Here is a 6419-nt window from a genome sequence, read left to right on the forward strand (position 1 = left end):
AGATCCGCCTGTACCTCGCGCTCCCGCCGGGGCCGGGCGCGCTCGCGCCCGAGTGGCGCCGCGCCGGCGAGGCGCGCACCGACGCCGCCGGGGTCGCGCGGCTCCCCGCGCGCCCGGGGAGCTACCTCGTCGCGGTGCGCGCCGCGGGGATGGGGACGGCGCACGCGGAGGTCGTCCGCCCGCGCGGCGAGGAGGTGACGCACGTGGAGCTCTCGCTCGAGCCGGCGGCCGCGCTCGAGGTGCGCGTCACCTCGCGTCCAGACGGCCGGCCGGTGGCGGCGCGCGTGGTCGCGTTGCCCGTCTCCGGACGGGCGGCGCGGTTCGGGCCACCCTCCGCGCCCGCGGAGGAGCAGGTCACCGTGACGGCGGACGCCACCGGCGCAGTCCGGTTCGCGGGCCTCGCCCCCGGCAGCTATGCGGTCGCCGCCGAGGCGGCCGGCCTCCACCCGGCCCTCCTTCCGCGCGTCGCCGTCCCGCGCGCCGGCGCGCTCGCGATCGCGCTCGAGCCGCTCGGCCGGATCGCGGGCGTCGTCCGGGACGCGAGCGGCCGCCCCGCCGCGGGGACGATCGTGCGCGGGGCCTCGCGCGATCACTCCGGCAGCGCCACGGCCGACGCGAGCGGCCGCTTCACCCTCGCCGTGCCCGCCGGAAGCTACCGGCTCTCCGCGGCCGAGGGCGAGCGCGCTGGCGGCACCGGGCCCTCGTCCGTGCAGGCCGGTGCGACGACCGGCGGAGTCGAGCTCGTGCTCGGGCCGGGGGCGACGCTCGCAGGCGAGGTGGTCGAGGAGGGCTCGGGCCGTCCCATCCCCGGCGCCGAGGTGGCGCTCTCCCCGCACGACAGCGGCGCGCTCGCCGCGCGCGCGGTCGCGGGCGAGGACGGCCGCTACCGCATCCCTGGGCTCGCCCCCGGCCAGTACGACCTGCGCGCCGCCGCGGCGGGCAGGAGCCCGGCGCTCCAGCGCGGCGTGACGCTCGAGCCGGGCGCGACGTTCCCGCTCCGCGTCGCGCTCGAGGGCACGGGCGCGATCGAGGGCGTGGTCCGCGACGCGCGCGGGCGGCCGCTCGCTGGCGCCCGCGTGCGCGTGGAGGCGCGCGGCGACGGGCTCGAGGGCGCGCTCGCGCTCGAGGCGCGGAGCGACTTCGAGGGCCGCTACCGGCTCGAGGGCGTGGAGGTCGGCCGGGCGGAGCTCGTCGCGCGGCAGGAGGGCGTCGACCTCGGCGTGTCGCGCGCCGTGCGCGTCGCGCCGGGCGGCACCGGGCGCGCCGACTTCGAGCTGCCCGACGCCGGGCTCCTCGTCGGCCACGTGAGCGAGGCCGGACGTCCCGCGCCGGTGGGCACCGCGGTCGTCGCGGTCCCGATGAAGGCGGGGCTCGGCACCCCGCAGGCCGCGCGGGCGGTGGCGGACGCGAGCGGGGGCTACCGCCTCGCGCTCCCCGCCGGCGAGTACCGGATCCACGCGGCGCCCGCCGACGCGGAGCGCACCGACCTGCGCGTCGCGCCGGCGTTCGCGCGCGTCGAGCCGGGCAAGACCGCGCGGCTCGACGTCGCCGCCGCGAGGGCCTCCGCGGAGGAGGGGCTCGAGGTGGTGGTCCTCGAGCCCGGCGGCGCGCCGTCGCCCGGCGCGGTGGTGACGCTCTCGCGCGCCGGCGACGACCGGATCGCGCTCGCCACGAGCGCGGGCGAGGACGGGCGCGTCGTGCTCGCGAAGGAGATGGGGCTCGCCGGCGCGCCGGTGACGGTGCGCGCGCGCAGCGGCGGCCGGAGCGGCGCGTGGACCGGTACGCTTCCCGCGGCGGGCTCGGTCGCGCTGCGGCTCGAGCGCGGCGGGGCGGTCGAGGGAGTGGTGCGGGCGGCGGGCGCCGCGCCGCGGAGCCTCGTCGTGGAGGTGGCCTCGCAGCCCTCCGCGAACGCGTGGCGGACCACCGACGTGCACCGCTTCGCCGGCCCGCGCTTCGAGCTCGGCGATCTGCCCACCGGTCCGGTGCGCCTCACCGTGCGCGCCGACGACGGGCGGCGCGGCGCCGCCGAGCTCTCCCTCGCGCCAGGCGAGACGCGCAGGCTCGAGATCGCGCTCGGGCCCGGCGCCCGCTGAGGTCGCCCCGGGCCGCTCGGCGCTCAGCCGGCGAGCGCCGCGACGATCTCCGGCAGCCGCTCGCAGGCGCTGCCGCGCGCGAAGAAGCCGCGCGGCGACCGGGCCGCGAGCTCGGCGAAGGGGTTCTCCTCGGGGTTCACGTCGACGAGCGCCGCGCCGCGCTCGAACGCGAGCCGGCCGATCTGCATCGGCAGGTTCGTCGCGCCGCTCGTCCCGACGACGAGCAGGAGGTCCGCCGTGCTCGTGGCGCTGAGCGCGCTCTCCATCCGGTAGTTCGGCTCGTCGTAGTACTCGTCGAACCAGAGCACGTGCGGCCTGAGCCACCCGCCGCAGGACGGGCAGGTGAGGCGCGCGCGGTCGGCGGCGCTGAACGGCTCGTCCTTCGTCCGCGGCGGGAACGGCGGCAGGTCCAGGCGGCCGACGCCGCACTCCCCGGCGCAGCGGACGTAGGCCGCGTCTCCGTGGATGCAGAGGACCCGCTCGGACCCGGCGCGCCGGTGTAGGCCGTCGATGTTCTGGGTCACGAGCGTGAAGCGATCGCCGATCGCGCGCTCGAGCGCCACGAGCGCGGCGTGGCCGGCGTTCGGCTGGGCGTGCCGGCAGACGCCGAAGCGGTACAGGTACCAGCGCCACACCTCCTCCGGCGAGCGCTCGAACATCTCGTGGGTGGCCATCTCCTGCGGCATGTAGTTCTGCGAGCCGACGACCCAGTACCCCTCCGCCCCGCGAAAGGTCGGGATGCCGCTCTCCGCGGAGATCCCGGCGCCGGTGAGCGCCACGACCCGCCCCTTCGCCTGCCGCACGCCGTCGAGGATCGCCTGGAGCTTGGGTTCCATCGGGTTCCTTCCCACGGGCCCCGCTCACCCACCGTGCTGGCGCGCCCGCGCGCGCCCGTTATAACGTTCGGGCGTGTCGACCGCCGTGACCCAGGGCATTCGCGTCGAGGTGCAGGGCACCTACCGTCCCGACCGCTCCGAGGCCGGGCGCTGGCTCTTCACGTACACCGTCCGCGTCGCGAACCGGGGGAGCGAGCCCGCGCAGCTCGTGTCCCGCCGCTGGATCATCACCGACGCGAACGGCGAGCGCGAGGAGGTCGTCGGCGAGGGGGTCATCGGCCAGCAGCCGCACCTCGAGCCCGGCGAGGAGTTCGAGTACACGAGCTTCTGCGTGCTCGAGACGCCGCACGGCTCGATGCGCGGCAGCTACCGGATGCAGCGCCCGGACGGGACGAGCTTCGAGGCGCGCATCGCGCCGTTCCCGCTCGTCGTCCCCGGCCGGTTGAACTGATCGAGCGGGGGCTGCGCCCCCGCCCCGTCGACGGCTGGCCGCCGTCGCCGGGGACCCCACCCCTGCTCGGCGGGGCCCGTGAACCTTTGCGCCCGCGTTCGCGGGTGCGCGAAGGTTCCCCGCCGGGAGGGGCTGCGCCCCTCCCCGTCGCTTCGCGCCGGGGCCCCTCCCGCGTTGCTCACTCTCGGTTCGCTACTGCGCCCCCGCCCCGTCGACGGCTGGCCGCCGTCGCCGGGGACCCACCCCTGCTCGGCGGGGCCCGTGAACCTTCGCGCCCGCGTTCGCGGGTGCGCGAAGGTTCCCCGCCGGGAGGGGCTGCGCCCGGCATCTTGCCGGGGGGCCGCACACGACGCGTCCCCCCGGACCCCCGCTCGCGTCGCGATCGCCAGCCGGGTCAAACCCTCCTGACGCGCAAGCTCCATCACCGCCACGACCCGGCCGTGCTGCACGCCCTCGTCGGCCTGGAACAGCACCACCGTCTCGGGGCTCCGCTCGCGCGCGGCGGCGAACGAGGCCCGCAGCGCCGCGTCGTCCTGCACCTTTCCGCCGACCACCACGCGGCCGTCGGCGAGCACCGCGACGGTGAGGTCGCGCGCGACGGCCGAGGTCTCGCCCTTGCCGCCCTTCGGCAGGTTCACCTTGAACCCGCCCTCGTCCCGCCCCGCCTCCGCGATCGCCGTGGTGGTCACCATGAAGATGATGAGCAGCACGAGAAAGATGTCGGTGAGCGGCGTGATGTTGATGTCGGCGAAGATCCCGCCGGCCGTCTCGAGGTCGTCGCCGTTGCCGTTCTGCGGCCCGCCGATCGCCATCGTCAGGCCTCCCGCGCCGGCCGCGGCTCGGCCGCCGGGCGCGCCGCCGTCGCGGTGGGCAGCGCGTCGTGCAGCGTCTCGAGGAACTCCTCGACCACGAGCTTGAGCTGGAGCGCGAGCTTCTGCACGTGCACGTTCAGGAAGTTGTAGATGACGACGGCCTCGATGGCGACGGCGATGCCTCCCGCCGTCGCGACGAGCGCCTCGGAGATGCCCGAGGCGACCACGGTGAAGCCGCCCTGCCCGGTGGCCGCCATGTGCCGGAACGCCTGCATGATGCCGACGACCGTACCGAAGAGGCCGATGAACGGGGCGATCGCGCCGACGGTCCCGAGGACCCAGACGTTCCGGCGGAGCCGCAGGTTCACCTGCTGGCGCTCGCGCTCGACCGCCGCGTCGATCTTGTCCTCGTCGGGAGCGGCGCCCCGCGGGCCGCGGCGAACGGCGGCCGCGAGGCCGGCGAGGAACACGTCGGCGGCGGGGGAGGGAGAGCGCTCGCACTCCGCCCGCGCCTCGTCGAGGTCGCCGCGGAGCAGCGCGCGGACGACCGCGTCGGCGACCGCCCGGGCGTTCGCGGCGAAGCCCCACAGCGCGATGGCGCGCTCGATGGCGACGGCGAGCGCCAGCACGGAGCAGGCCCCGATGATCCACATCGACCAGCTCGTCTTCAGCACTCCAAGGAAGCTCGTGTCCAAAGGGGTCTCCCGTGCGAGGAGACGGGAGTCTAATCGGGAGCGGACTTCCGTGGGGCGCCAGGGAGCAGATCGAGCGCCCGCCCCCTTCCGGCGCTCACCGCGCGGGCGGCCCGGCGGGCGCGGCGGGCGGCTCCCCCGCGCCCGCGGCCGGCGTGCCGTCGCGGAACAGATCGGGGATCGGGGCGGCCGCGCGATCGAGCTCGACGACGCGCGCGCCGCGCGGCGGGTCGAGCGAGAAGCGCACGCCGTCGAGCTTGCCGTTCACCTCGATCTCGTCGTCCCAGCGCAGATCGAGCCGGACGCGGGGGTCGTCGGCGCGGAGCCGGACCTCGCCGGGGAAGCGGCCGCCGGTGAGCGGCCGGAAGCCGTCGAAGTCGAGCGAGTACGCGGGCGCGGCGCCCGGCGCGACCGCCACGACGCTCGCGCGCTCGACCGCGGCCTTGTCCCCGACGCGGACGTCCTGCGCGCGCCCGTTCCCCTCGAGGGAGAGGACGAGCACGCCGTCGCGCACGTCGACGTCCACCGGCGTGCCGAGGAGCGGGGCCGAGCCGCACAGGATGGTGACGAGGTCCTCCGCCGGGAGCGGCAGGGGGACGAGCCGGGCGAGGTTCTCGGGCGTCGCCTCGCCCCGGTAGAACACCCGCTCCTTCGCGTCGTAGAGCTGGAACCGGCCGCCCTCCGCGACGAGCACCGCGCCCACGTTGCCGAAGAAGTCGAGCACCTCGACGTGCAGCCGGTCGGGCTTCTCGGCCGCGATGAACTCGCGCACCGTCACGCCGCTGCGCATCCCCTTCGCCTCCACCTTCACGCGCGCCTCGCCGGAGACGCGCTGCACCCGCGCCTGCGCCGCGCGCACCTGGGCGAGGAGCGCCCCCGGATCCCGGGAGAGGTCGGGCGGCGGCCGGCGCGGGAGGCAGGCGGCGAGCGCGAGCGCGGCGACGAGAACCGCCGCTGCGCCGCGCGATCGTCGGGAGGGAACGGCCGGCATGAGGGCTCCGGGACTCGGGCTAGAAGAGGCGCGCCCTGCGCTCGCGCAGCTCGGTCGCGCGGCGCTGCGCGATGGCGTTCTCGGGCGCGCGGTCGGGATCGCGGGCGGGGTCCGAGGCGATGACCTCGGCGAGGAGCGAGTCGAAGAGCGCCGCGTCCTGCACGAGCACCGCGTAGGTCTCTGCCTCCGCGACGCGGCCCAGGAGGTCGTCCGGCGCGAGCTGGCGCCCCCGCTCGAAGTGGGCACGTGCCGCCGCCGCGCCGCCGCCTGCGGCGACCGGGAGCGCCGCCCGCCAGGCGCCGAGCGCGCGGTGCGGGCCCGCCGCGTCGAGCCGCTCGTCGAGCTCGGCGGCGCGCGACATCATGGAGAGCGCCGCGTCCTTCACCGCGAGCACCGCGGCGTAGCCGGTCGCCTGCGCGGCGCGCATCGTGCCCTGGGCGACGAGGTAGAGCGCCTCCGCGCCCGGCGCGTCCACCCGCGCCGCGGCCGCGGCCGGATCCTCGCCGCGGTCGATCGCCTGCGCCCAGGAGGGCACGGCCGTGCG

General features: G+C 77.3%; 6 protein-coding genes and 1 pseudogene. 2 read left to right on the plus strand and 5 right to left on the minus strand.

The window, feature by feature from the left end; translation table 11 throughout:
• The coding region (locus MNY62_RS24980; protein WP_242347046.1) for an MSCRAMM family protein at positions 1–2093 on the plus strand (2093 nt) is incomplete at its 5' end.
• 23 nt (positions 2094–2116) lie between these two features.
• Here MNY62_RS24980 and MNY62_RS24985 read toward each other — a convergent pair.
• Positions 2117–2929 (minus strand): SIR2 family NAD-dependent protein deacylase, encoded by an 813-nt coding sequence (locus MNY62_RS24985; RefSeq protein WP_242347047.1) that lies wholly within the window; start codon positions 2927–2929, stop codon positions 2117–2119.
• Between the two features lie 73 nt (positions 2930–3002).
• Between MNY62_RS24985 and apaG the strand changes: the two genes are divergently transcribed.
• Positions 3003–3380, plus strand: coding sequence for a Co2+/Mg2+ efflux protein ApaG (gene apaG, locus MNY62_RS24990; RefSeq protein ID WP_242347048.1), 378 nt, complete (start codon positions 3003–3005; stop codon positions 3378–3380).
• 368 nt (positions 3381–3748) lie between these two features.
• Here apaG and MNY62_RS24995 read toward each other — a convergent pair.
• From MNY62_RS24995 to MNY62_RS25010, 4 genes and pseudogenes are all read right to left on the minus strand, one after another.
• A pseudogene (locus MNY62_RS24995) lies at positions 3749–4192 on the minus strand (ExbD/TolR family protein); the annotation flags it as partial.
• Positions 4193–4194: 2 nt separating this feature from the next.
• Entirely contained in the window at positions 4195–4866 is a 672-nt protein-coding gene (locus MNY62_RS25000) for a MotA/TolQ/ExbB proton channel family protein (protein WP_242347049.1), read from the minus strand.
• Positions 4867–4981: 115 nt separating this feature from the next.
• Positions 4982–5875, minus strand: coding sequence for a DUF4292 domain-containing protein (locus MNY62_RS25005; RefSeq protein WP_242347050.1), 894 nt, complete (start codon positions 5873–5875; stop codon positions 4982–4984).
• 19 nt (positions 5876–5894) lie between these two features.
• On the minus strand, positions 5895–6419 hold a 525-nt coding region (locus tag MNY62_RS25010), incomplete at its 5' end, for a TRAP transporter TatT component family protein (RefSeq protein WP_242347051.1).

The sequence above is a fragment of the Anaeromyxobacter terrae genome, from assembly GCF_022690685.1.
GTDB classification, from domain to species: domain Bacteria; phylum Myxococcota; class Myxococcia; order Myxococcales; family Anaeromyxobacteraceae; genus Anaeromyxobacter; species Anaeromyxobacter terrae.

Bases quoted from the DNA above. Each gene is read 5' to 3' on its own strand.
- MNY62_RS24985 (WP_242347047.1), bottom strand. From the start codon at position 2,929: ATGGAACCCAAGCTCCAGGCGATCCTCGACGGCGTGCGGCAGGCGAAG.
- MNY62_RS25005 (WP_242347050.1), bottom strand. From the start codon at position 5,875: ATGCCGGCCGTTCCCTCCCGACGATCGCGCGGCGCAGCGGCGGTTCTC.